Source organism: Streptomyces sp. NPDC033216 (assembly GCF_055577115.1).
In genome coordinates this window covers 495,563-518,213 of record NZ_JBVIQK010000003.1, presented here as the reverse complement: position 1 = coordinate 518,213, position 22,651 = coordinate 495,563, and the positions used below count along the sequence as shown (strand labels likewise).

Below are 22,651 nucleotides of genomic sequence, written 5' to 3'. Positions count from 1 at the left end.
GGACTGCGCGACCGCGTGCGGGCCACGCTCCCGGCCTACGGGGGCGGCCCGTCGGGCGGCACGGCACGGACGGCGCGCGCAGGCGCCGGACGTGCGGCGCCGCCCGACGGTCGGCGCCGCCCTTCTGCCGGAAGGGCGCGCCGCCGGCTCGCTCAGCCCACCTCGACGAGCAGGTCGCCGCCCTCCACCTGCTGGATCCGGTTGATGGCCAGCCGGTTGACCCGGCCGCCCCGCGGGGCGGTGATGGTGGCCTCCATCTTCATCGCCTCGATGGTGGCCACCGTGGCGCCGACCTCCACCTCGTCGCCCTCGGCGACCGCCAGCGTGACCACACCCGCGAACGGCGCCGCGACATGGCCGGGCTCGGACCGGTCGGCCTTCTCGGTGACCGGGAGGTCGGAGGCGGCCGCCTGGTCACGGACCTGAATGGGCCTGAGCTGGCCGTTCAGGGAGGACATCACGGTGCGCATGCCGCGCTCGTCGGCCTCGCCCACGGCCTGTAGCTCGATCAGCAGCCGCACCCCGGGCTCCAGGTCGACGGCGTACTCCTTGCCCGGACGCAGGCCGTAGAAGAAGTCCTTGCTGTCCAGGACGCTGGTGTCGCCGTAGGCCTGGCGGTGGGTGTCGAAGTCGCGGGTCGGGCCGGGGAACAACAGCCGGTTGAGGGTGGCGCGGCGGGTCTTCTCCAGGCCCTCCCGGTCCTCGGTGGTCAGCTCAGGGACGGGCTTGGCCCCGGCCCGGCCACGGAGGGCCTTGGTGCGGAACGGCTCGGGCCAGCCGCCGGGCGGGGTGCCGAGTTCACCGCGCAGGAATCCGATGACGGAGTCCGGGATGTCGTACGAGTCGGGGTTCGTCTCGAAGTCCTGCGGGGACACGCCCGCGCCGACCAGGTGCAGGGCGAGGTCGCCCACCACCTTGGACGACGGGGTGACCTTCACCAGGCGGCCGAGGATGCGGTCGGCGGCGGCGTACATCGCCTCGATGTCCTCGAAACGGTCGCCGAGGCCGAGCGCGACGGCCTGGGTGCGCAGGTTGGACAGCTGACCACCGGGGATCTCGTGGTGGTAGACGCGGCCGGTGGGCGAGGCGAGGCCCGCCTCGAAGGGGGCGTAGATCCGGCGGACGCCCTCCCAGTACGGCTCCAGGTCGCCGACCGCCTGGAGGCCGAGCCCGGTGGGGCGGTCGGAGTGGTCGGTCGCGGCGACCAGCGCCGACAGCGACGGCTGTGAGGTCGTCCCGGCCATGGAGGCGACGGCCCCGTCGACGGCGTCGACACCGGCCTGGATCGCGGCGAGGTAGGTGGCGAGCTGGCCGCCCGCGGTGTCGTGGGTGTGCAGATGCACCGGCAGGCCGAACTCGCGGCGCAGCGCGGAGACGAGGGTGGCCGCCGCGGGGGCGCGCAGCAGGCCCGCCATGTCCTTGACGGCCAGGACGTGGGCGCCGGCCTCGACGATCTGTTCGGCCAGGCGCAGGTAGTAGTCGAGGGTGTAGAGGCGTTCGTCCGGGTCGGACAGGTCGGAGGTGTAGCAGAGGGCGACCTCGGCGATCGCGGTGCCCGTCTCGCGTACGGCGTCGATGGCGGGGCGCATCTGGCCGACGTCGTTGAGGGCGTCGAAGATGCGGAAGATGTCGATGCCGGTGGCGGCGGCCTCCTGCACGAAGGCGTCGGTGACCTCGGTCGGGTACGGGGTGTAGCCGACGGTGTTGCGGCCGCGCAGCAGCATCTGGAGGCAGATGTTGGGGACGGCCTCGCGCAGGGCGGCGAGCCGCTCCCAGGGGTCCTCGGCGAGGAAGCGGAGGGCGACGTCGTAGGTGGCGCCGCCCCAGCATTCCAGGGAGAGCAGTCCGGGCAGCGTGTGGGCGACGGCCGGGGCGGCGGCGAGGAGGTCCTTGGTGCGCACGCGGGTGGCGAGGAGCGACTGGTGGGCGTCGCGGAAGGTGGTGTCGGTGACGCCGAGCGTCGGCGATTCGCGCAGCCAGTGGGCGAAGCCTTCGGGGCCGAGGTCGACGAGTCGCTGCCGGGAGCCGGCGGGCGGCTCGGTGGCGGGCAGCGGGGGCAGCTTGGTCGCGGGGTCGATCAGGTCGGGCCGCTCGCCGTGCGGCTTGTTCACGGTGACGTCGGCCAGGTAGGTGAGCAGTTTGGTGCCGCGGTCGGCGGAGTGGCGGGCGGTGAGCAGGTGCGGGCGCTCCTCGATGAAGGAGGTGGTGACCCGCCCGGCCTGGAAGTCGGGGTCGTCCAGGACGGCCTGGAGGAAGGGGATGTTGGTGGCCACGCCGCGGATGCGGAACTCGGCGACGGCCCGCCGGGCGCGGCGGATCGCGGTCGGGAAGTCCCGGCCCCGGCAGGTGAGTTTGACCAGCATCGAGTCGAAGTGGGCGCTGATGTCCGTGCCGGCGTGGGTGGTTCCGCCGTCGAGGCGGATGCCGGAACCGCCCGGGGAGCGGTAGGCGCTGATGCGGCCGGTGTCGGGGCGGAAGCCGTTCGCGGGGTCCTCGGTGGTGATACGGCACTGGAGGGCCGCGCCCCGCAAAGTCACCGTGTCCTGCGACAGGCCGAGGCCGGCGAGGGTCTCGCCGGAGGCGATGCGCAGCTGGGCCTGGACGAGGTCGACGTCGGTGACCTCCTCGGTGACCGTGTGCTCGACCTGGATGCGCGGGTTCATCTCGATGAAGACGTGGTTGCCGTCGCGGTCGAGGAGGAACTCGACGGTGCCGGCGTTGCGGTAGCCGATCTCGCGGGCGAAGCGGACGGCGTCGGCGCAGATCCGGTCGCGCAGCTCCGGGGCCAGGTCGGGGGCCGGCGCGAGTTCGATGACCTTCTGGTGGCGGCGCTGGACCGAACAGTCGCGTTCGAAGAGGTGGATGACGTTGCCCTCGCCGTCGGCGAGGATCTGCACCTCGATGTGGCGGGGGTCGACGACGGCCTTCTCCAGGAAGACGGTGGGGTCGCCGAACGCGGACGCCGCCTCGCGGGACGCGGCCTCGATGGACTCGCGCAGCTGGGCGGGGTCCTCGACGCGCCGCATACCGCGTCCGCCGCCGCCGGCGACCGCCTTGACGAAGACGGGGAAGCCGACGGACTCGGCGGCGCGGACCAACTCGTCGATGTCGTTGGAGGGTTCGGAGGAGCCGAGGACGGGTACGCCGGCGGCGCGGGCGGCGGCGACGGCGCGGGCCTTGTTCCCGGTCAGTTCCAGGGTGCGGGCGTCGGGCCCGACGAAGGTGATGCCCGCCTCCTCGCAGGCGCGGGCCAGTTCGGGGTTCTCGGAGAGGAACCCGTAGCCGGGGTAGACGGCGTCCGCGCCCGCCCGGCGCGCCGCGCCGACGATCTCCTCCACGGACAGGTACGCCCGGACCGGATGTCCCGGCTCCCCGATCTCGTAAGCCTCGTCGGCCTTGAGCCGGTGCAGCGAGTTGCGGTCCTCGTGCGGGAACACCGCGACGGTGCGCGCGCCCAGCTCGTAGCCGGCGCGGAACGCCCGGATCGCGATCTCACCACGGTTGGCGACCAGCACCTTGCGGAACATCCTGGGATCCCTTCAGCCTGCCGGTGACGGGACCATGGTGTCGGTGCCGTCACCGGAGTGCCATGTGAGTCGGGCCACTCGCCCTCACGTTTCGCCCGAATCCGGGCGGGCGGTGTGGTCAGGATGACCGGCGGTACGGCGTGCTTCCTTCAGCTCCGCCTCGTAGAGGTGGTCCCGGCCCTCGGCCAGCTCGTCCACGGCGGCTCGCTCCAGCCGCTTGAACGGCTGGTAGTACGTGCGGTCGTAGGCCTCGACGATCTGGAAGGTCCAGTGGCCGGGGATGACGTTGCGGCCGCGGATCTCGGTGGCGACCGTCTCGGCCCACTCGTCGTGCCCGGCCTTGCGCAGCAGGGTGACCGCTTCGTCCAGTTGGAGGTCCGCGGTGCCGGTCAGCTGGTGGAAGCCGTAGAGGTGCCCTCTGGCCCGTTCCGTCGTCTCCAGCGCTTTCGACAGTGCACCCAGGGCCTTCACGGTGTCGCCGCTCACCCCTTCGGGCCGGCGGTGGTCGCGGTCGGGTCCGTCTTCGTACGTGTCCATGATCTCGCCTGTCCCCCGGACCGGCCCGGTCACACCCGGTTCGGCCCGGATAGTCGGATGCCCGACGACGGGCCTCGCGCCATCGGCGCGGTCAGCCGGTGGCCAGCTTCCGCAGTCTGTCCGCGGTTCCGTTGAACCGGTCGTGGTCGCCGACGGTGGGTCCGGTGGAGGTGTACTGCCAGAAGGTGTGGTGGGCCCAGCCGGCCGGGAGGGTGCCCGGCGTCGAGGCGTACCGCGCGATCCACAGGGGGTTGGTGGCGCCGAATCCGGCGTAGTTGCCGGTGCACTGCGTCCACCAGCTGGTGGCGGTGTAGATGACGGCGTCGCGGCCGGTGCGGGCCTTGTAGCGGGCGAGGAAGTTCGCGATCCAGGAGATCATCGAGGCCCGTGTCCTGCCGAAGCAGGCGTCGCCGTAGGGATTCCACTCGATGTCGAGGACGCCGGGCAGGGTCGTGCCGTCGCGGGTCCAGCCGCCGCCGTGGTCGACGAAGTAGTCGGCCTGCGCGGCGCCGCCGGCGGTGTCGGGGGTCGCGAAGTGGTAGGCGCCGCGGATCATGCCGACGGCGCGGGAACCGCTGTACTGCTTGCTGTAGTAGGGGTTGGTGTAGGACGTCCCCTCGGTGGCCTTGACGTAGGCCCAGGTCACGCCGGAGGCCCACAGGGCGGGCCAGGCGACCTCGCGCTGGTGGCTGGAGACGTCGACGCCTTCGGGCCGGTCGGCCGCCCGGGTGCCGGGGGAGCCGGTCCGGCCGTCGTGGAGGGCGACGCCCATGCCCATGTGGGCGGTGCCGCGGGCGGGGATGCCGGGTGACTCCTCGCCGGGGGACGGCGGGGATATCGGCTGGTGCAGGGAAAGGAGTATGGACAGGGCGACCGGCAGCCCGGTCGCGTACAGACGCAGGCGGCCGGACGCCGCTCTCATGGGCCTTCGCATGCCTCCCATCTGATGTGCTGTCGCGGGCGCCCGCACCTTTTCGTCCCTCCGTCGGCCGCACCCCCGGACGGCAGAACCGGAGGTGGGCAGGAGGCGGGAGGGTCCCGCGGAAAGGCCGACCGGATCACTTCCGGTCGGCGTCCAGTAGCGTCTGCAAATGAATCATGCAGCGGGTGCAGTGGCGGTCGGTCGTGTTCGTGGCCGTCGCGCCGGTGGCGGAGACATCGGTGCCGCACAGGCTCGTCCCGTGGTGCGGGACCACCACGTGCCACACATGCTCACCGCCACCCGACGCGAGGCCCACCTTCATCTCGTACACGGCTCGTCCCTTCTGTCGGGCGTGTCTCCAGAAGACCGTGTGGAACGCCCCGCGTCCCCTCGGGGCGGGCCATTCGGGGGAGGCCGTAGCCCGACCGCCACGGCCGGGTGGCCGGCCGTGGCGGGCCGTGGCACAGTGCCTCGCGCGCCGACCGCTCCCGCGGGACGTCAGGCGCAGGTGTCCCGGTGGACGGTGAGGGCGGCCACCTCGAAGGCCATCTCCGTCACCTCCGGGTCGGGCGGCGGGTGGTAACGGCCGGCGCACACCGAGAGGTTGACGATGAGGTAGGCGGACCAGTGCCGTCCCAGTCCCCGCCGGTCGGCGAAGACCACGGTGCCGTTCAGGGACCAGACGACGCTGCGGGCGCCGAACTCGACGGCGAGGTCGATCCAGCCGCCGGGGCGGACCGCGTCGTCGCGGAGGTAGCGATGGGCGTCCCGGACGCGGTTGGACAGTTCCAGCAGGTCCGGGTTGTCGGGGTGGTATTCGAAGACGTCGACCTCCTGGTCGCCGTCGCACCAGGTCCAGATGGCGGGCCAGGCCCCCGTCTCGACGGGGAGCCGGACCCTGGCCTCCAGCCGGTCGCCGGTGCGGGCCATGAAGCCCTCTTCGCTGCCTTCCGTGGTGAGCAGCCCCGTGTCCCAGAGGCCGTCGGCCCGCCGGGTGGCCCGGAAGGTGCCGGCGCGCGCGTAGGCGGGGTCGGCCACCAGGTGGTCGAGCTTGTCGTCGTCGGGGTTGACGGGACCGCCTCCGGGATAGGCCCACGAGCGGCCCGCGACCCATTGGTCGGCCGAGGCGAAGTCGGCCCTGAAACAGACGTCGGTCACCGGCGTGCTCCTCGCTCTAGCGCGTCGCGTCACGGAAGGCCTGCCCTTTGCACCAGCACTCATACGACGGCGGCCCGTACGCCACTCGGGTGAGGGACCTCGGTACGGACGAGTGATCGACCTGCGCACGGAAGTACGAAGCGATGGCCCCACCCTCAAGGGGCCCTGGCGCGACGGGGGTTGCCCCACGCGTCACCCATGTTCGACCTGTCGGACATGGTTCGAGATCTATTGACGGGGTGCCGATCTCCGTTTGACACTCACGCAACACCACGTCACACAGCGGAAACGGCGGCCGACATGACGCACACCCCACGACGTCGCAGCCACGCGAGACGCTGGGCGGCCCGCCTCGCCGGACTGACCGCCGCCTCCCTGCTCCTGGGTCTCACCGGCACCACGAACGCCGCCCGGGCTGCGGAGCCCGCCGACATCACGGACGGACTCGTGCTGCGGTACGCGCTCGACGGGCCGGCCGGCGTCACCGACTCCTCCGGACACGGCCGCGACGGCACCGTGCAGGGCACCGCCGACTGGTCCACCACCGGCCAGGGACTCGCCTTCAACGGCTCGGACACCTACGTCAAGGTGCCGAACGACATCATGAAGGGCCTGAACTCCATCTCCGTCTCGACGGACGTGCTCATCGACGCGGCCCAGAGCACGCCGTACTTCCTCTACGGCTTCGGCAACTCCAGCGGCGGCAACGGAGACGGCTACCTGTTCACCACCGGCAACTCCCTGCGCACGTCCGTCGCGACGGGCAACTGGTCGACCGAGCAGACGACCAGGCCCGCCGACTCGCACAACCTGACCCGCGCGGTGTGGAAGCACATCACCTACACCCAGACCGGCAGCACGGGGACGCTCTACGAGGACGGCGTGCAGGTCGCCCGAAACACGGCGGTCACCATCACCCCGGCCGCCATCGGCTCGGGCACCACCACCGCCAACTCCATAGGCCGGTCCGTGTACTCCGGCGACAGGCTCTTCAAGGGCAGGATGCGCGACTTCCGCGTGTACGACCGGGCACTGACCGGCTCCGAGGTCGGTCGGCTCGCCCTCCCCGTGGCCACGCGGGGCGTCGCCGACGACAAGTCGGCCCTCACCCTCGGGGACACCGACGGTGTCACCGCGGACCTCGTCCTGCCGAGGACCGGCACGGCCGGCGGCTCGTCCATCGGCTGGAGGAGCGACAACCCCTCCGTGGTGTCGGACTCCGGCGCGGTGACCCGCCCCGCCCCCGGTGAACCGGACGGCCACGCCACACTCACGGCGACCTTGGAGAAGGGCACCGTCAGCGACACCAGGACCTTCCGGGTCACGGTCCCTGCGGCCTTCGACGACAGGACCGCCACGGAGCAGGCCGCCGAGGTGCTCACCGTGCGCAACCTCGACGACGTACGCGGCAACCTCACGCTGCCCACCGACGGCGCCTACGGCACCAGGGTCGCCTGGTCCTCGGCGAAGCCCGCCGTCGTCTCCGCCGACGGGGTGGTACACCGTCCCGCGCACGGCGAGGGCGCCACCACGGCCGTACTGACCGCGACGGTCACCAAGGGCTCGGCGGCCACGACCCGCGACTTCACCGCCGAGCTACCCGAACTGCCCGCGAAGCAGGACCTCGAGGGCTACATGTTCAGCTACTTCACCGGCGAGGGCACCGCGGACGGCGAACAGGTCCACTTCGCCCTCAGCAAGGGCAACGACCCGTTGAAGTGGCGGGAGCTGAACGACGGCAAGCCGGTCCTGACGTCCACGCTCGGCGAGCAGGGCCTGCGTGACCCGTTCATCATCCGCTCCCCCGAGGGCGACAAGTTCTACCAGATCGCCACCGACCTGCGGATCTACGGCAACGGCGACTGGGACGCCGCCCAGCGCACCGGCAGCAGGTCCATCATGGTGTGGGAGTCCACCGACCTGGTGCACTGGACGAACCAGCGCCTCGTCGAGGTCTCCCCGGACAGTGCCGGCAACACCTGGGCCCCGGAGGCCTATTACGACGAGAAGCTCGGCGAGTACGTCGTCTTCTGGGCGTCGAAGCTGTACGCCGACGCCGGCCACTCGGGCGACACGTACAACCGCATGATGTACGCCACGACCCGCGACTTCCACACGTTCAGCGAGCCCAAGGTGTGGATCGACCGCGGCTACTCGGTCATCGACTCCACGGTGATCCGCCACGACGGCACCTACTACCGGCTGTCGAAGGACGAGCGGAACAACTCCTCCTCCACACCGAACAGCAAGTTCGTCTTCGAGGAGAAGGGCGACTCACTCCTGAGCACCTCCTGGACGGCGGTCGCCGAAGGCATCGGCAAGGGCGCGATGAACGCCGCCGAGGGACCGCTGGTGTTCAAGTCGAACACCGAGGAGAAGTGGTACGCGTTCCTCGACGAGTTCGGCGGCCGCGGCTACATCCCCTTCGAGACGACCGACCTCGACTCCGGCGTCTGGACCCCGTCCAGCGGCTACGACCTCCCCTCCCGGCCCCGCCACGGCACGGTCCTGCCGGTCACCAAGGCCGAGTACGTCCGGATGCTGAAGGCCTACCAGCCGGACCAGCTCGTGGAGAACGTCGAGGACATCGAGGTCGAGACCCGCGTCGGGGACGCCCCGGTGCTGCCCGCCACCGTCGTCGCCCGGTACGCCGACGGTGTCGAGCGGCCGGTCGGGGTGACCTGGGAGACCGTCCCCGCGTCGGCCTACGCGCAGGCCGGCACCTTCACCGTGCGGGGCAGCCTGCCCGACTCCACCATCACCGTGGTCGGCGCCCAGGTCACCGTCTCAGAGAAGGGCCCGGACGCCCCCGCCGACCTCCTCGTGCACTACGCCTTCGACGAGACCGGCGGCGGCATCGCCCGCGACTCCAGCGGCCACGGTTTCCACGGCACCTACGTCCGGACGCCCGGCTTCGGGACCGGCGTGGACGGCGGCTCGTTCAAGATGTCCGGTGACTCCGCCACCTCGCCGTACGTCAGGATCCCGGCCGGAGTGCTGAAGAACGCCGACAGCGTCACCGTGTCCACGTACGCCAGGTGGAAGGGCGGCGACAACTGGCAGTGGCTGTTCGGCCTCGGCCCGGACAGCGACAAGTACCTCTTCGCCAGCCCCTCCAACGGCTCCTCGAAGCTCTACTCCGCGATCACCGCCGCCAGTTGGTCGGCCGAGCGGAAACTGTCCGCCGGCTCGCGGCTCACCCCCGGCCAGTGGCGGCACGTCACCGTCACCCTGGACGGGGCATCCGGCACCGCGGTCCTCTACGTGGACGGCGTCCAGGCCGCCCGCACGACCGGCGTCGGCGTCAAGCCGTCCGAGCTGTACGACGCGGCGAAGGACTACAGCGGTTACATCGGCCGCTCCCTGTACGCCGCTGACCCCTACTTCGGCGGCGAGGTCGACGACTTCCGCGTCTACGACCGGGCCCTGTCGGCGACCGAGGTCCTGGAGCTGGCCGGCAACACCACGGGCGTCGCGCGGGCGACCCACCAGGGCCTGAAGGTGGACGCGCTCGTCGACGACGCGGGCAGCAGGATCACGCTGCCGCTCCAGGAGGGCACCGATCTCACGGCGCTCGCTCCGGAGTTCGCCCTCGCCCACGGCGCGGCCGTCAGCCCCGCCTCGGGCACCGTCCACGACTTCACCCGTCCCGTGACGTACGAGGTGACCGGCTCCGACGGCACCAGGCGCACCTGGACCGTGTCGGCGCTGATCATGCGGAGTCCGGTGCTGCCCGGGCTCAACGCCGACCCGAACATCGTGCGGTTCGGCGACACCTTCTACCTGTACCCGACCACCGACGGCTTCGAGGGCTGGAGCGGCACGCGATTCAAGGCGTACTCCTCCACCGACCTGGTCCACTGGAAGGACCACGGCGTGATCCTCGACCTGGGGCCGGACGTGGCGTGGGCGGACAGCAGGGCCTGGGCGCCGACGATCGCGGAGAAGGACGGCAGGTACTACTTCTACTTCTCCGCGGACGCGAACATCGGTGTCGCCGTCTCCGACTCCCCGACCGGCCCGTTCAAGGACCCGCTGGGCAAGCCGCTGCTGAAGGCCGGCCAGTACAGCGGTCAGATGATCGACCCGGCGGTCTTCACCGACGACGACGGCCGCTCGTACCTGTACTTCGGCAACGGCCACGGATACGTCGTGCCGCTCAACGAGGACATGACGTCCTTCGACGCGTCGAAGGTCCAGGACATCACCCCGAGCGGGTACAACGAGGGCTCCTTCGTCGTCAAGCGCGCGAGCACCTACTACCTCATGTGGTCGGAGAACGACACCAGGGACGAGGACTACCGCGTCGCCTACGCCACCGGCCCCTCCCCCACCGGCCCGTGGACCAAGCGGGGCGTGATCCTCGAGAAGGACCTCGCCCTGGGCATCAAGGGCACGGGCCACCACTCGGTCGTCCAGGTCCCGAACAGCGACGACTGGTACATCGCCTACCACCGTTTCGCCCTCCCCGGCGGTGACGGCACCCATCGCGAGACGACCGTCGACAGGCTGGAGTTCGACGCGGACGGTCTGATCAGAAAGGTCGTCCCCACCCTCACGGGCGCCGACCCGGTGACCGTCGTGCACGCCGGTCCCGACGCGACCGGGAAGGAGGGCGACGCGATCGCCCTGACCGGGACCGTCTCCGGGGCGGGCGGCGCGAAGTGGACGGTGGAGGCGGGGGCGCCCTGCGCCGTGGCCGACGCCGGTGCCGCGCGTACGACGCTCACCTGCACGGACGACGGAACCTTCCGGGTCACCCTGACCGGCGGCCGCAGCAGCGACTGGGCCATGGTCACCGTCGCCGACGCGGCCCCGGCGATCACGTCCGCGGCCGGCCCGAAGTCGCCGGTGAGCGTCCGTCAGCGAGTCGTCGTCACCGTCGGCTTCACCGACTCTGGCACCTCGGACGGCCACACCTGCGCGGTCGACTGGAACGACGGCACGCAGCCGGTGCCGGGCACGGTGACCGACACGGGCTGCCGGGCCACGCACGTCTACACCGCGGCGGGCATCCACCGCGCGGTGGTGACCGTCACGGACGACGACGGCGCCTCGGACAGTACGACACTCCCCGAGCTGATCGTGTACGACGGTGCCGCCGGCCCCGCGGCGGGCGCGGGCCTCGTCGCCTCCCCCGCCGGGGCGTACCCGGCCGACGCACGCCTCGCCGGCAGGGCGGCCTTCTCCCTGGCCGCCGACTACCGCACCGGCGCGAGCGCCCCGACCGGCCGGGTCGCCTTCGACTTCGGCCCGGCACGGCTGAAGCTGCGCTCCACGGGACTCGACTGGCTGGTCGTCACGGGCTCCCGGGCCGTCCTCGAGGGCTCCGGCACCGTCGACGGCATCGCGGGCTACGCCTTCCGCGTCACCCTCACAGACGCCCCGGACACCTTCGGCATCAGGATCTGGAAGAGGTCCACGGGCGACGTCGTGTACGTCCTGGCCGGCGGGGCGAAGGTGACGGGCGCCGTCACCGTCGGCCACCGGCACGGCTAGGACCACCGGGTCCGGGGCGAAGGGGCCGTTCCACCGCACCTGACGGCGGTGGAACGGCCCCTTCTCGTCAGCCGGGCGGGGCACACGGACCGGCCGGCACACCGTCCCGGCCGCAGCTCACCGCTGTCATGTCCCTGCCTCCGCACTGTCTCACGTGTCGAACTCGCCGTACCAGGACGCCTCGACGAGGTGCATCGGCAGGTACGGCGACGTGGTGTCGACCGTGAGGCCGATGTCGCGGGCGAGGCACACCATCGCGAGGGGGCCCAGGGCCACGAGGCCGCGCGGGTCGGTGGAGTCCCGGTAGTAGACGGCGTGGTGGTCGAGGGCCTCGGTGAGTGCCGCCGTGAAGTGGTCCTCCTGGCGGGTCAGGAGGCGGTGGAAGAGGGCGACGGGCTGGTAGTCGACCAGGTTGAGGAAGTCGGCCGGGGTGCGGGTCGCCACCTTGGGGTCGGAGGTCTCCATGGTGGTGACGAGCTTCTTCACGAGGTCGTCGGCGGGGACGGAACCCAGATAGCTCTGAAGGGTGTCGATCCAGTGGAAGACGTAGTCGTCGAGGTGCGGCCCCGCCCGGCGCAAATCCTCCACCGGGACCTGGCACAGCGTCCTCAACCGGTCGCCGTCACGGCACACGACGGCCGTCCAGAAGGCGTCGAGCCAGGTGCGCGCGTCGGCGTGCGGGGCGGGCCCGGTGGCCGGGAGGAGGTACGTCTCGTGCCCGATCCGGCACCGCACGGTGCCCTCGCGGGCGAGTGCGGTGCCGAACAGGGCGCCGCCGATCTGCGTCGCGGTGACCCAGGCCCCCCAGGTCTCCACCTTCGCCGCCCGCGGGTCGTCCGCGCACCGGGCGTGGGCATGGGCCACGGCGGCGTCGAAGGCGGGCCGCAAGCACTCCGAGTCCTCCGCGAGACGCCCGGTCAGCTCGGCGACGGTGCGCGCGAGCCGGTCCACGTCGTACGGACCGGCGGCCGGCTCCGCGCCGCCGCGCAGCCGCTTCATCAGGTCCATCAGCTCCGGCGGCGGTACGACGGACAGGGCGCGGGTGTCGTGGTCGAAGGCCGTGAGGCACTCCAGCCGCCCCTGGTGCCACCAGTACAGCCGGGGGCTGAGCGAACCGGGACCGTCCTGGTAGGCGCCGAGGGCGTACGTCGCGAGGTCGTTGACCGCGTCCACGACGGTGCCGTCCACGATGGGGTGGAAGGCCAGGAGGTGCCGGGTCGGTACGGCGACGAGCGCGCCGGCCTCCGGCAGGTCGCCGCCGGTCAGGTGGCGGACCAGTTCCGGCAGGACCAGCGCCTTGCCGGCGACGAAGTGGGAGTCGCCGTACACGGAGTGCAGCACCGCCCCTGACGGGCCGGGGAACTCGTCGTGCTCGACGGGATCGGCGAGCAGGTTGGCGCGCCCGGCGGCCCACAGGTCGTCGAGCCCGGCTCGTTCCACATCGCGGTCGTCGAGGATCCGCACGGACTCGGGGGCGTCCAGCGCCAGCGCGGCCACCAGGTCCTCGGCCACCGGACGCAGGTACGCGAACCGCCCGTCGGCGGGCAGGGCGTCGGACGGCAGCAGGCGCAGGAAGGTACGGCTGTGCAGCTGCTCGGCGTCCTCGTCGCCGTCGGCGGCGGACTCCAGCCGGGTGAAGTGCCGTCGGACCAGCTCGGGCCATGCCTCCTCGGGCACGTCCTCGCACCACCGGGCGAGGTTGGCGAGCGGGTACCGGTGACCGGCGTGCTCGGCGGCGTCCGCCTCCACGGCGAGACGTATGCCGTGGCGGGTGGCGAGATGGTCGGCCACGAGGGCGCGCAGACGGTCGGCCCGGTCGACGGTGAGCGGGGGCAGGTGGGGATCGGGTGCGTCGTGTCGGATCACGTGATCACTGTACGAAGCCGGGTGGTGGCTGCTGGGGCGGGTGGGCCGCGGGGCCCGACGGCCGGCGCGGGGCGGCGCCGGCGGCGGGTACGTGGTCAGGCTCTGGGCCAGTCGCGGTAGGGGATGCGGGCGAGTTCGCTGACCTCGCCGATGGTGCTCCACTCGTTTCCGCCGAGTCGCGCCAGTGGCCGCAGCCCGCGGATGTCCGGCCGGCCGTCCACGACGGCGTCCTCGTGTACGGCGGCGTGCACGACCTGGCCGAGGACCAGGGTGGAGTTGCCGATGCGCAGGGTGGAGTGGAGCCGGCATTCCAGGGCCACCGGGGAGGCGGCCACGCGGGGCGGCCCGACGCGCAGCGAGGGCTCCCGCTCGATGCCGACGGCATCGAACTCGTCCACCTCGGCGGGGAAGTCGACCGCGCTGGCGTTGATCTGCTCGAAGAGCGCTTCGGGGGCGAGGTTGACGACGAACTCGCCGGTGGCCTCGATGTTGCGCAGCGAGTCCTTGCGGCCCACGGAGGTGAACTGGACGATCGGCGGGTCGGTGCAGGCGACGGTGAAGAAGGAGTGCGGTGCGAGGTTCGCCGTCGTGCCGTCGGCCGCCAGGGTCGACACCCAGGCGATGGGTCGGGGTACGACGACGGAGGTCAGGAGCCGGTAGAAGGCTCCGGCGCCCAGGCTGTCGGGGGCGTAGTCGATGCGCATGGCGCCAGTTCTACCGGACCGTCCGGGTCGGCACGGACGCCGCCCCGACCTCAGCCGACGTCCCAGAGGAAACGGTGGGTGTGGATGGCGAAGTAGGGGAACGACTGGACCGCGGCGACACCCTCGGTCTGCCGGACGGTGTCGTTGACGAAGTCCAGCAGATCCTTGGCCGTGGGGCTGACGACTTCGGCGAAGAGGTCGAACCCGCCCGAGGTGAGCACGGAGTACACGACCTCGGGGTGGCCGGCGAGCGCATCGGCGACGGGGCGCGGGTCGCCGTCGGCGGTGATGCCGAGGAGCGCCATGGCCTGACCGCCCATGGCCATCGGGTCGGTGACGCCGACGACCTGGACGGCGCGCGAGTCCAGCAGACGTTGCAGTCGCTGCCGGGCGGCGGACGCGGAGAGTCCGACCCGAGGGCCGAGGTCGGCGTACGCGATACGTCCGTCGGTCTGTAGCTCGCGCAGGATGGCCCGGTCGATCTCGTCCACGGGGGCGTCCTCTTCCTGTCGTGCCGTCGATGGGTTCAGCCGGCCAGTTCGGCCAGGGCCGACGCGAACAGCTCGGTGTGCGCGTCCACATCCTGCTCCGTCGTGTCGGGGCACATGAGGGCCATGTTGTGGAACGGGGTGAGCAGGATGCCCCGGTTGGCGAGGTAGAGGTGGAGGAAGTCCTCCAGCTCCGTGTCGCCGGCCGCCGCGGCCTCGGTGCCGTTGCGGGGCGCGGGGGCGGCGAAGCGGTACTCGGTGCGGGCGCCGAGGCGGCTGACGGACCAGGGCAGGTCGTGGGCGCCGATGCCGGCCCGGACCCCGGCCTCGAAGCGCTCGGACAGCTCGTGCATACGCGTGAAGGCCTTCTCGGTGAGGACGTGTTCGAGGGTGGCACGGGTCGCGGCGACGGACAGCGCGTTGCCCGCGAGGGTGCCGCCGACGCCGCCCATGTCGACCAGGTCGAGGTCGTCGCGGCCGAGGAGCCGGTCGGCGAGATCGGCGGACAGGCCGTAGGCGCCCGCCGGGATGCCGCCGCCGATGGCCTTGCCGATGGTCAGGACGTCGGGTTCCAGGTCCCATGCGGCGGTGCATCCGCCGGGTCCGGCGGAGAAGGTGTGCGTCTCGTCGTTGATGAGGAGCGCGCCGTGCCGGCGGGTCAGTTCGCGTACGCCCTGGAGATAGCCGGGCTCGGGCAGCACGATGCCGATGTTGGTGAGCGCGGGTTCCATGAGGACGGCGGCCACGTCGCCGTGGGCGAGTTCGCGCTCCAGGTGCTCCAGGTCGTTGTATTCGGCGACCCGGCTGGTGAGGGTGACGTCGCAGGGCGCTCCGACGTTGCCGGGGCGGGGGCCTCCCTTGCCGTCGGGGCCCGTGACGATCAGGGACTCGTCGACGCTGCCGTGGTAGCAGTAGCTGTTGACCAGGATCTTCGGGCGGTCGGTGACGGCGCGGGCGAGACGGATGGCCCAGCGGTTGGCGTCGGTCGCGGTGAGCGAGAAGCTCCAGCGGGTGAGTCCGAAGCGGCGGGTCAGTTCCGCACCCACCCATTCCGCGTCCTCCGTGGGCAGCATCGCGGTCGCGCCGCCGAGTGCGGTGAAGCGACGACGCACGGCCTCGGCGACGGCGGCCGGCGAGTGGCCCGCCATGGCGCCGGTGTCCCCGAGGCAGAAGTCGATGTACTCGTGCCCGTCGAGGTCACGGACGCGGGCGCCGCGCGCGGAGTCCAGGTAGCGGGGGAAAGCACCGGCCGTCTTGTTCATCCAGGTCATCGGCACGCGGCCGAAGAGGTGGTCGGCGCGGCCGTAGGCGGCGCGGGAGCGGGGGTTGTGCCGTTCGGCGTCCGCGCTCTCGCGGGCCAGCAGGTGACGCAGTCGGGCACGGTCCATGGCACACCCCGGATCGACGGAACGAATGAATGGCCCGAACCTACGACCGAAAACGCGTGGATGGCAAGGTTGAACGCTCGATTCGACGGCTGGCGCGCGCGAATCAATCGTCCACTGGACCGCCTCTCTTCTCCGCCGGGGCTCCTGCCCGGACCCTGGCCACGGCTGCCGCCACCTGCTCCCGGACGGCCTCCGGCGGCGGGGCGCCCTCCACGGCGCCGACGAGGTCGCGGGCGAGGTGGTGCAGTTTGGTGTTGGTGTGCTGGGAGGCGTCGACCAGGACCCGCCAGGCGTCCTGCGCACTGAGGGCGAAGGAGGCCATGAGGATGCCGCGGGCGAGGTCGATCACCGGGCGGGTCCGCATGGCCCGCCGCAGCTGGACGACCTCGAGGCGCAGGTCGTCCTCGTCGCCGGGACCTTCCGGCGGGACCGGGCCTAGGGCGTCGTCGTCATGATGGGGAACGCGACCGGCACCGGCGAACAGTGGGGCCGTGCCGGTGAGGTCGAGGAGCCGTGCGACCGCGGGGGCGGCCGAGCGGATGACGACCGTCTTGCCCTGTCGCAGGCCCCGTTCACGCACCTCGAGCAGGACGTTCAGGGCGGAGCAGTCGCAGAACGCGACACCGCCGAGATCAAGTTCCACGGCCTCGACGGCCGCGGCCAGCGCGGCCCGCAGGGCGTGCTCGAGCTGTCCGGCGGCCCCCAGGTCCAGTGCCCCGCGGATCTCCACTGCCACGCACTCGCCCCCGACGCGGAGGGCGATATCGGGCATCGGCCGGGCGGGCGAAGCACCGCCGCCCCCGGCCCGCGGGCCGGCCCTCCCCGCGCCGCGCTCCGCGTCGTACGCAGGCTCTGCCATGACCGCCTCCCCGGCCACTGTCCTCACCGTCCCAGCCTCGCTCCGACACCCGTCACACGTCAACTAATACACGAAATAGAGTTCCGGCGTTTGTATACGTGAATGGTCAGCCGTATCATGGCCTCATGGAAGGAGTGCCCGAATCGCACACCGGATGGACGTTCCTGACGAACCATGCCCGCGTACTGGCGGCCATCGCGGACAACCAGACGGTCCGCATCCGCGACATCGCCGCGCACTGCCGGCTGACGGAACGTGCCGTCCAGAAAATCATCGCGGACCTGGAGCAGGACGGCTACCTCTCCCACACCCGGGAGGGACGCGGCAACACCTACCGGATCGAGCCGGGCAAGGTGCTGCGGCACCCGGCCGAGGCAGGACTGACGGTGGCGGCGCTGCTGTCACTGCTCGTACAGGACGAGACGGACCGCACCCTCCAACCCGCACCGGAGACCAGCGGGGCATGACCACCCCGTATCGCCAAGGCCAGGCGTATCGGTCAACTCGGACCCGCTCAAACGTCGTTGCGGCGAAGAGAGACCAAGGTCACGAATACGTATCGGACATTTAACGCTTCGATCTTCACATCAGTCACACAAGTTGGCTAGGTTGACGCAAGGCCGCACGACCGACTCCGGCGAACCCCGCCGGCCGCGCGGCCTCCGCCGGGTCCGTGACAGCAGTGCCGCGGCCGGAGCCGGGGACCGTCCGTCCCCGGGGTGGGATGCTCAACCGCCCGACCGGACGGCGAGCGTCGGGAGTACCTCGCTGCGAGGACCGCTCCCGGATCCACCGCCCACTCGGCCGGCGGAGCACGGAAGGAGTACGTCTTCCATGGCGACGGATCGCACCACGCTCCCCACGGGCACAGGTTCCGCACGCATCGAGGACGCCGGCGCACCGAGCCGTGCGGAGGTCCAGGAGCGGGTCAGGGCCCTGTACGACCGGGCCGAGACCGACACCGGGACCTTCAACGCCACCCGGGCCAGGTCGGGCGGACGCCGCCGGACCGTCACCTCCGTCGCCAACAGCGGGCGGGCGGCGATCGATCCCACGCTGGAGGCCGTGACCCGTCAGTGGTTCGACATGGCGCGCAACAGGCTCGGACCGACCACTCCCGCCACCCTGCCCACCGATCGCCTGCCCGACCGGCCGGCGATCGTCCCGCGCCCGCGGACCGCACCGGAGCTGCCGCCGCCCGGCGCCGGAGCCGTAAGGGAGATCGAGGCGGGCGGCCGGCATGAACTGGAGGCGGGCGGCCGACGCGCACCGGAGCTGACCGGGCGGGCCGTGGCCGCGCTGCCGGCGGCCCCGGTGCGGACCCCCGGGGTGCCGATGGCCGCCCCGGCTTCGGCGCCCTCCCCCGCGCAGGCCGCTCCGCAGGCGTCCCTGCGCAGCGGCAAGGAGAGGATCCGGCGCAAACTCGCCGTCGCCCGTGAGGTGCTGGCCCGCTCCGTCCCGCAGCCGGTGCCGTCGCTGCCCGCGATCGAGTCGCGGCCGGTCGAGCGGACCTGGGACACCGGGCAACAGCAGGCCTACCGTCCGGAGGACGCAGGGGCAGGTCAGCAGACCGGCTCCGGTGACACCGCCCTCACGGCGACCGGCCCGAACGCCGTCGTCAACCCCACGTCCGACACCACCCACCGCACGGCCACGCCGCGCTTCGACGCCCCCTCGTACGACTTCCCCGCCCCCACGTCCGGCTTCGCCGTGCCCCAACCTCCGCTCGTGGCGCCCTCGAACGCCTTCCCGGAGCCTGAGCGGGGGCTGCTGGCGGCCAGTTACGGCGACCTGCTGGCGCCGCCCGCACCGGAGTACGCCGCCCCCGTCGCCCCGTCCCAGCCGGTCCACGTCACGCTTCCCACACCTGAACCGGCCTTCTCGGTCGTCGAATTCCCGGCTCCCACACCTGAACCGGCCTTTTCGATGGCCGAGTTCCCTGTGCCCACACCTGAACCGGCCTTTTCGATGGCCGAGTTCCCTGTGCCCACACCTGAACCGGCCTTTTCGATGGCCGAGTTCCCTGTGCCCACACCTGAACCGGCCTTCTCAATGGCCGAGTTCCCGGTTCCCGCCCCCGGCTTCGTCCTACCGCTGACCGGCGCCGCGCTCCCGGCCTCCCCGGCCCCCGCCCCGTCCCCCCTGGGCGTCACCACCCACGCGACCGGAACCGGCTACCTGGGCAAGGCGGACAAGGCCCTCGCCTTCGCCCGCGCGCAGATCGGGCGGCCGTGCGTGACGGGTGCGACGGGCCCGGAGTCGTACGACTGCTCCAGCCTCACCCAGGCCGCCTGGCGTGCCGCGGGTGTGACGCTGCCGCGGACGCCACTCGACCAGGCGCAGGCCTTCACCCGGGTCGCCCTGGACGATCTGCGCCCCGGCGACCTGGTCTTCTTCTTCGACGACCTGAGCCACACCGGTCTGTGCACGGGCGACGGCCGGATGATCCACGCCCCGGGGCCCGGCGCGGCCATCCGCGAAGAGTCGGTCCACGCCCTGGGCGAGGGCGCACTGCGCGGAGCGGTACGGCCCGCCTGACCCGACCCGCCGCGGCCGTCACCCCGTGTGACGAAAATCGCTCAACGCACGCCGGAGTTCGCCCGCATCTGCTGCCGACGAGCGTTGTTGTAGGCGCGCAGAAGATGCTTCGAGACCGCACACGGCACGGCGTCGAAGTGGCACTGCCGACAGGTGCGGGCGTGCTCCTCGTACGTGGCACGGGCCTGTTGCAGGGCTTCCTCGGGCGAGGTCATCGGGGGTCCTCCGAAGGGAACGACGGTCGCGGGGCCTCACCTACTGGCCAGTAGCCCCACCTCTGAAGGAGAGTGGACCATGTTACTGACGGTAGTGGAAACTCGGATTCCGGCCGCTCGCGACAACCGGCCCACCGCATGCGCGCCCCGGCCCTAGACTGAGGCGCCGTCAGGGCCGCGCGGGTGCGGAACCTGCCCACCACCACGGGAGGCCGGCTTGAGCGGCGAGGACGAGAAGCGGCGGGCGGCGGCGGCGTTCGACGCGCTGGGGTCCGACTACGAGAAGGCGTTCGCGCACTCCGAGGCGCATCACCGGTCGCTGGAGTGGCTGCTCGGGCGGCTCGCGCCGGGCAGTCGGGTGCTGGACGTGGGCAGCGGGACGGGCCGCCCGACGGCCGAGACCCTGGCGGGCGCCGGGCACGACGTACTGGGTGTCGACGTCTCCCCCGTCATGGTCGCTCTCGCCGCCCGGCAGGTCCCCGAGGCGACGTTCCGGTGCCTGGACGTGAGGGAACTACCGCTGAAAAATGGCTCGTTCCACGCGGTGTGCGGATACTTCTCCCTGCTCCAGATGGACCGCGCGCAGCAGACCGCGCTGGTCGGCCGGCTGGCGCGGGCCCTGCTGCCGGGCGGCAGCCTCGTCCTCGCCACCGTGCCGCTGGACGTGGAGGGCGTGGACGCGGTGTTCATGGGGCAGCCGGTGCGGGTCACCAGTTTCGCCCGCGACGATCTCGTCGAGATGGTGGCGGGGGCCGGCCTGACGGTGCTGGCCGAGGAGAGCGTCCTGTTCACCCCCGACCACCCCGAGGCCGTACCCGAGCCGCACGTCTTCCTGTACTGCGGACGGGAGTAGCGGGCTCCGGCCCCGCCGTCAGCCGTCAGTCGTCAGCCGGGCCGCGGCGGACAGCACCAGGGCCGCCGACGCCGTGCCGAGGAGCGCACCCGCCACGACGTCGCCCGGGTAGTGCACTCCGGTGTGGACGCGCGAGTAGCCCACCGCGCAGGCGAGCAGGCCCAGCGGGACGGCGGCGACCGGGAACGCCGGACCGACGGCGGCCGCGAACGCGACGGCCGAGGCGGTGTGCCCGGACGGGAAGGACGCGGAGTCGGGCATCGGCACGTGGCGGCCCGGGAACGGTGAGTCGAAGGCGCGGTGCGGGCGCGGACGGCGGACCAGGCGTTTGCCGAGCAGGTTGGCGCTCGCCGAGGCCACCCCGATGGCCGCGACGCCCAGGGCGGCGGCGCGCCGGGCCCGGCCGCCGCCGAGCGCGAGGACGCCGGCGACCGCGAAGGACAACTTGGAGTGGTCCGCCGCCGCGGACAGCCGGCGCAGGGCGGTGTCCAGCGTGGGCGTCCTGGTCACGGTGACGGTCTCGTAGAGGGCCTGGTCGAGGGTGGCGAGGTCGCGCACCAGGTGCGGCATGCGGACGGGTGGCTCGGTTCGGCGGTCAGACATCGTGCTTCTCCTGGGTCGTGCGGGTGTCGGTGCGGCCGAGTGCGAGGGCGACGATGCGCCGCCAGTCGACGGTCGGGGGCGCGTAGGCGGCGCCGGGACGGTGGCGGGGCACCCGGACCCGTAGCGCGCGGGGCCGCAGCGTGCACACGACCGGGACGGGCAGATCGAGCGCCTCGCCGTCGACGGCCACCGGGATGTGCCCCTCGGGTGCCTTCACGGTGACCCGGCGGGACGTCACCGAGGTGATGCCGCTGGCGCGTTCGCCGAGCAGCACCAGTTCGGCGGCCTGCCCCGGGCCCTCCACCCGGACACCGATCACGCCGAGCCGTCCGGTGTCCAGGCGGGGCCGGCGGCCGCCGCCGAGCGGGTCGGCGCGGGCGTAGGGGTTGTTGCTGACGAGGAGAGCCTGCGGGGCGTGCAGGCGGGTGTCGTCGGTGTGCACGTCGAGGGTGGTGCCGGCCTCGCCCGCGAGCAGGTCGGGCAGGTGCTCCAGGGCGGTGGCGGCCTTGGCGTCGCGGTACTCCGGGCTCTGCACGATCTCCGCGTACGCCCCGAAGGAGACCGTGTTGACGAAGGGCCGGCCGCCGACGTCGCCGAGGTCGACGCGGAGTTCCACACCGTCGGTGAGAGCGTCGAGACTGTGCAGGGGGTCGGCGCGGTCCAGGCCCAGGTCCATGGCGAAGTGGTTGCGGGTGCCCGCGGCGATCACCAGGAAGGGCAGCCCGTGGTCGGCGGCCACGGCCGCGACGAGCGCCTGGGTGCCGTCACCACCCGCGACGCCCAGCAGGTCGGCGCCCTCGGCCACGGCCTGCCGCGCCACCTGCACGGGGTCGGGGTAGTCGTCGGGGCCGAGCACGATCACGCGGGCGCCCAGTGCCTCGGCCCGCTTGACCAGGTCGAACCGCTCCACCTTGCCACCACCCGAGCGCAGGTTCATCAGCAGCACCGGACGCTTGGGGGGCGAGGCCCGACGGGTGTGCATGCCGCGCGGGCGGCGCAGGTTGCGCAGCGCGGAGCGGGCCGAGGCGAGCGCCGCAGCCCACAGGGCGAGCGCGCCGACGGCCACGATCCACAGCCCGGACGCGGCGTACAGCACCAGCACGCCCACGGGCGCGGCCACGGCCAGCAGTCCGCCCAGCAGCCGGGTCCCGCCGCGGTGCGCCAGCATCCACCAGACGCCCGCTCCGGCCAGCGCGAGTCCGGCGAACCCGGTGAGCAGGATCAGCCAGCCGCCGGAGTCGAAGCCCGAGAGGACGACGGCGACGCAGCCGGCGACCAGCGCCAACGCCAGCCGCGCCCAGCCGCGGGCATGGCCGGTCCCCGCGGACGGGCGGTCGGTGCCCGCCACCCCCTTCGTGTGCGTCTCGTTCACCCTGCGCCCGCCATACTCCGAGGTCCCCTGTCCCGCGTGGCCCGTGCCATCGCTCTCCCGTCCACTCCGGATGTCCGCGCCCGGGCCTGGACCCGCCTCCTGCGTCCATCGTGGGGACGGCG

Annotated in this window: 17 protein-coding genes; 4 read left to right on the top strand and 13 right to left on the bottom strand. The window is 72.3% G+C overall.

Going from position 1 to position 22,651, the window contains the following annotated elements:
• Positions 1-152: 152 nt before the first annotated feature.
• From ACZ5Y0_RS08975 to ACZ5Y0_RS08955, 5 genes are all read right to left on the bottom strand, one after another.
• Entirely contained in the window at positions 153-3,527 is a 3,375-nt protein-coding gene (locus tag ACZ5Y0_RS08975; RefSeq protein WP_469127937.1) for a pyruvate carboxylase, read from the bottom strand.
• A gap of 84 nt (positions 3,528-3,611) precedes the next feature.
• Complete coding sequence (locus ACZ5Y0_RS08970; protein ID WP_469127936.1) at positions 3,612-4,064, bottom strand: hypothetical protein; 453 nt, start codon at positions 4,062-4,064, stop codon at positions 3,612-3,614.
• 91 nt (positions 4,065-4,155) lie between these two features.
• Positions 4,156-4,998, bottom strand: a complete 843-nt coding sequence (locus ACZ5Y0_RS08965) for a lysozyme (RefSeq protein ID WP_469127935.1) — start codon at positions 4,996-4,998, stop codon at positions 4,156-4,158.
• 124 nt (positions 4,999-5,122) lie between these two features.
• Complete coding sequence (locus ACZ5Y0_RS08960; protein ID WP_469127934.1) at positions 5,123-5,317, bottom strand: hypothetical protein; 195 nt, start codon at positions 5,315-5,317, stop codon at positions 5,123-5,125.
• A 167-nt stretch (positions 5,318-5,484) separates the two neighbouring features.
• Entirely contained in the window at positions 5,485-6,144 is a 660-nt protein-coding gene (locus tag ACZ5Y0_RS08955) for a beta-glucanase (protein ID WP_469127933.1), read from the bottom strand.
• A gap of 300 nt (positions 6,145-6,444) precedes the next feature.
• Between ACZ5Y0_RS08955 and ACZ5Y0_RS08950 the strand changes: the two genes are divergently transcribed.
• Positions 6,445-11,643: a family 43 glycosylhydrolase gene (locus ACZ5Y0_RS08950; protein WP_469127932.1), complete on the top strand. Its 5,199-nt coding sequence runs from the start codon at positions 6,445-6,447 to the stop codon at positions 11,641-11,643.
• Positions 11,644-11,793: 150 nt separating this feature from the next.
• On the opposite strand, the gene ACZ5Y0_RS08945 is transcribed toward ACZ5Y0_RS08950, so the two are convergent.
• The 5 genes from ACZ5Y0_RS08945 to ACZ5Y0_RS08925 form a co-directional block, all read right to left on the bottom strand.
• Positions 11,794-13,509: an immunity 49 family protein gene (locus tag ACZ5Y0_RS08945; protein ID WP_469127931.1), complete on the bottom strand. Its 1,716-nt coding sequence runs from the start codon at positions 13,507-13,509 to the stop codon at positions 11,794-11,796.
• A gap of 95 nt (positions 13,510-13,604) precedes the next feature.
• Positions 13,605-14,213, bottom strand: coding sequence for a flavin reductase family protein (locus ACZ5Y0_RS08940; protein WP_469127930.1), 609 nt, complete (start codon positions 14,211-14,213; stop codon positions 13,605-13,607).
• Between the two features lie 50 nt (positions 14,214-14,263).
• Complete coding sequence (locus ACZ5Y0_RS08935; RefSeq protein ID WP_469127929.1) at positions 14,264-14,704, bottom strand: Lrp/AsnC family transcriptional regulator; 441 nt, start codon at positions 14,702-14,704, stop codon at positions 14,264-14,266.
• 35 nt (positions 14,705-14,739) lie between these two features.
• Positions 14,740-16,089, bottom strand: a complete 1,350-nt coding sequence (locus ACZ5Y0_RS08930) for a transaminase (protein ID WP_469127928.1) — start codon at positions 16,087-16,089, stop codon at positions 14,740-14,742.
• 103 nt (positions 16,090-16,192) lie between these two features.
• Positions 16,193-16,948 (bottom strand): ANTAR domain-containing protein, encoded by a 756-nt coding sequence (locus ACZ5Y0_RS08925; RefSeq protein WP_469127927.1) that lies wholly within the window; start codon positions 16,946-16,948, stop codon positions 16,193-16,195.
• Between the two features lie 125 nt (positions 16,949-17,073).
• Here ACZ5Y0_RS08925 and ACZ5Y0_RS08920 point away from each other — a divergent pair, with 125 nt between their 5' ends.
• Together ACZ5Y0_RS08920 and ACZ5Y0_RS08915 are read left to right on the top strand one after the other, a co-directional pair.
• Positions 17,074-17,415 carry a helix-turn-helix transcriptional regulator gene (locus tag ACZ5Y0_RS08920; protein ID WP_469127926.1) on the top strand — a complete coding sequence of 114 codons (342 nt, stop codon included), beginning with the start codon at positions 17,074-17,076 and terminating at the stop codon, positions 17,413-17,415.
• Positions 17,416-17,782: 367 nt separating this feature from the next.
• Positions 17,783-19,486 carry a C40 family peptidase gene (locus ACZ5Y0_RS08915; RefSeq protein ID WP_469127925.1) on the top strand — a complete coding sequence of 568 codons (1,704 nt, stop codon included), beginning with the start codon at positions 17,783-17,785 and terminating at the stop codon, positions 19,484-19,486.
• A gap of 41 nt (positions 19,487-19,527) precedes the next feature.
• Here the strand turns inward: ACZ5Y0_RS08915 and ACZ5Y0_RS08910 are convergent, their stop codons facing one another.
• Entirely contained in the window at positions 19,528-19,701 is a 174-nt protein-coding gene (locus tag ACZ5Y0_RS08910) for a hypothetical protein (protein ID WP_467515876.1), read from the bottom strand.
• 217 nt (positions 19,702-19,918) lie between these two features.
• On the opposite strand from ACZ5Y0_RS08910, the gene ACZ5Y0_RS08905 reads away from it, so the two are divergent.
• A complete protein-coding gene (locus ACZ5Y0_RS08905) occupies positions 19,919-20,554 on the top strand; it encodes a class I SAM-dependent methyltransferase (RefSeq protein ID WP_469127924.1) in 636 nt (211 codons plus the stop codon).
• Positions 20,555-20,572: 18 nt separating this feature from the next.
• On the opposite strand, the gene ACZ5Y0_RS08900 is transcribed toward ACZ5Y0_RS08905, so the two are convergent.
• Together ACZ5Y0_RS08900 and ACZ5Y0_RS08895 are read right to left on the bottom strand one after the other, a co-directional pair.
• Positions 20,573-21,157: a phosphatase PAP2 family protein gene (locus ACZ5Y0_RS08900; RefSeq protein ID WP_469127923.1), complete on the bottom strand. Its 585-nt coding sequence runs from the start codon at positions 21,155-21,157 to the stop codon at positions 20,573-20,575.
• Positions 21,150-22,529, bottom strand: coding sequence for a diacylglycerol/lipid kinase family protein (locus ACZ5Y0_RS08895; protein WP_469127922.1), 1,380 nt, complete (start codon positions 22,527-22,529; stop codon positions 21,150-21,152). Before ACZ5Y0_RS08895 ends, ACZ5Y0_RS08900 begins: the two co-directional genes overlap by 8 nt.
• Between the last annotated feature and the right edge of the window lie 122 nt (positions 22,530-22,651).